Origin of the sequence: Pseudomonas sp. NPDC085632 (assembly GCF_044541255.1) — a bacterium.
Taxonomy (GTDB): domain Bacteria; phylum Pseudomonadota; class Gammaproteobacteria; order Pseudomonadales; family Pseudomonadaceae; genus Aquipseudomonas.
On record NZ_JBITSX010000109.1, the window covers coordinates 1 to 2,384 of the forward strand.

Here is a 2,384-nt window from a genome sequence, read left to right on the forward strand (position 1 = left end):
GATCGGCCTGAAAGAGCGTTTCGACGTCGCTTTTGCCTGCGACCCAGATCACGACCGTCACGGCATCGTGACGCCGTCCGTTCTGTTTTCCACAGGAGAATCCCGATGGCGCTAGAACGCTCCGACGTGGAAAAAATCGCTCATCTGGCCTGCCTTGGCCTCAATGATGCCGATCTTCCACACATTACTTCCGCTCTCAACAGCATTCTCGGTCTGGTCGACGAAATGCAGGCTGTTAATACCGACGGAATCGAGCCTCTGGCCCACCCGCTGGAAGCCAGTCAGCGCCTGCGCGCCGACGTCGTGACCGAGAGCAATCACCGCGAGGCCTACCAGTCCATCGCACCAGCGGTCGAAAACGGCCTGTATCTGGTTCCGAAAGTCATCGACTAAAGGGAAAGAGCCTGCAATGCATCAAATGACTCTGGCCGAGATCGCCCGCGGTCTCGCCGATAAAAAGTTTTCCTCCGAAGAGCTGACCAAAGTCCTGCTGGCGCGTATCACCCAGCTCGATCCGCAGCTCAACAGTTTCATCAGCCTCACCGAAGAGCTGGCCATCGAGCAGGCGAAAGCCGCCGATGCCCGCCGCGCCAACGGTGAGAGCGGCGCCCTGCTCGGCGCGCCGATCGCTCACAAAGACTTGTTCTGCACTCAGGGCATTCGCACCAGCTGCGGCTCGAAGATGCTCGACAACTTCAAAGCTCCGTACGACGCCACCGTGGTCGCGAAACTGGCCGCTGCCGGCGCCGTGACTCTGGGCAAGACCAACATGGACGAATTCGCCATGGGTTCGGCCAACGAGTCGAGCTGGTATGGCGCGGTGAAAAACCCGTGGAACCTGGAACACGTACCGGGCGGTTCGTCCGGCGGTTCGGCGGCGGCGGTTGCCGCTCGTCTGTTGCCTGCGGCGACGGCCACTGACACCGGCGGTTCGATCCGTCAGCCGGCTGCGTTCACTAACCTCACCGGCCTGAAACCGACGTACGGTCGCGTTTCGCGCTGGGGCATGATCGCTTACGCCTCCAGCCTCGATCAGGGCGGCCCTCTGGCGCGCACTGCCGAAGACTGCGCGATCTTGTTGCAAGGTATGGCCGGCTTCGATCAGAACGACTCCACCAGCATTGATGAGCCGGTGCCGGATTACTCCGCCAGCCTCGGCGATTCGCTGCAAGGCCTGCGCATCGGCGTGCCGAAGGAATACTTCAGCGCCGGTCTCGACCCGCGCATCGCCGAACTAATCCAGAACAGCATCAAAGAGCTGCAGAAGCTCGGTGCCGTGATCAAGGAAATCAGCCTGCCGAACATGCAGCACGCGATTCCTGCGTACTACGTGATCGCCCCGGCAGAGGCTTCTTCGAACCTGTCGCGTTTCGACGGTGTGCGTTTCGGCCATCGCTGCGAGCAACCTAAAGACCTGATCGACTTGTACAAGCGCTCCCGTGGCGAAGGCTTTGGCCCGGAAGTCCAGCGCCGGATCATGGTCGGTGCCTACGCACTGTCCGCCGGTTACTACGACGCCTACTACCTGAAAGCGCAGAAGATCCGTCGCCTGGTGAAGAACGACTTCATGGCTGCCTTTAATGAAGTCGACATCATCCTCGGCCCAACCACGCCGAACCCGGCCTGGAAGCTTGGCGCCAAGAACAGCGACCCGGTTGCTGCCTATCTGGAAGACGTCTATACCATCACCGCCAACCTCGCGGGCCTGCCGGGCCTGTCGATGCCGGCCGGTTTTGTCGACGGTCTGCCGGTGGGCGTGCAGTTGCTCGCGCCGTATTTCCAGGAAGGTCGCCTGTTGAACGTTGCCCACCAGTATCAGCTCAACACTGACTGGCACACCCGCACCCCAACCGGCTTCTGAGGAGACACACATGCAATGGGAAGTCGTGATCGGGCTGGAGATTCATACTCAGCTCACTACCCGGTCGAAAATCTTTTCCGGTAGTTCCACCACGTTCGGTTCCGAGCCGAACACCCAGGCCAGCCTGATCGACCTGGGCATGCCTGGCGTGTTGCCGGTGCTGAACCAGGAAGCGGTGCGCATGGCGGTGATGTTCGGTCTGGCGATTGACGCCGAGATCGGTCAGCACAACGTGTTCGCCCGCAAAAACTACTTCTACCCGGATCTGCCGAAGGGTTACCAGATCAGCCAGATGGAATTGCCGATTGTCGGTAAAGGCCACCTGGACATCGCCCTCGAAGATGGCACGGTCAAACGCGTCGGCATCACCCGCGCGCACCTGGAAGAAGACGCCGGCAAGAGCCTGCACGAAGAATTCAACGGCGCCACCGGCATCGACCTGAACCGTGCCGGCACATATCGGCCGTGCGGGTAGAGCAGGGTGTAAGGTCGCGAGCGGCCGGCGTAAGGTTGTAGAACCTCG

General features: G+C 60.9%; 2 protein-coding genes and 1 pseudogene. All 3 read left to right on the forward strand.

The features are described from left to right. Positions 1-105: 105 nt before the first annotated feature. A complete protein-coding gene (gene gatC, locus ACIF4X_RS29210; RefSeq protein ID WP_007915356.1) occupies positions 106-393 on the forward strand; it encodes an Asp-tRNA(Asn)/Glu-tRNA(Gln) amidotransferase subunit GatC in 288 nt (95 codons plus the stop codon). A 16-nt stretch (positions 394-409) separates the two neighbouring features. Further along, entirely contained in the window at positions 410-1,861 is a 1,452-nt protein-coding gene (gene gatA / locus ACIF4X_RS29215; RefSeq protein ID WP_095119488.1) for an Asp-tRNA(Asn)/Glu-tRNA(Gln) amidotransferase subunit GatA, read from the forward strand. 10 nt (positions 1,862-1,871) lie between these two features. After that, positions 1,872-2,318 (forward strand): annotated as a pseudogene (gene gatB, locus ACIF4X_RS29220) (Asp-tRNA(Asn)/Glu-tRNA(Gln) amidotransferase GatCAB subunit B); the annotation flags it as partial. Positions 2,319-2,384: the final 66 nt, after the last annotated feature.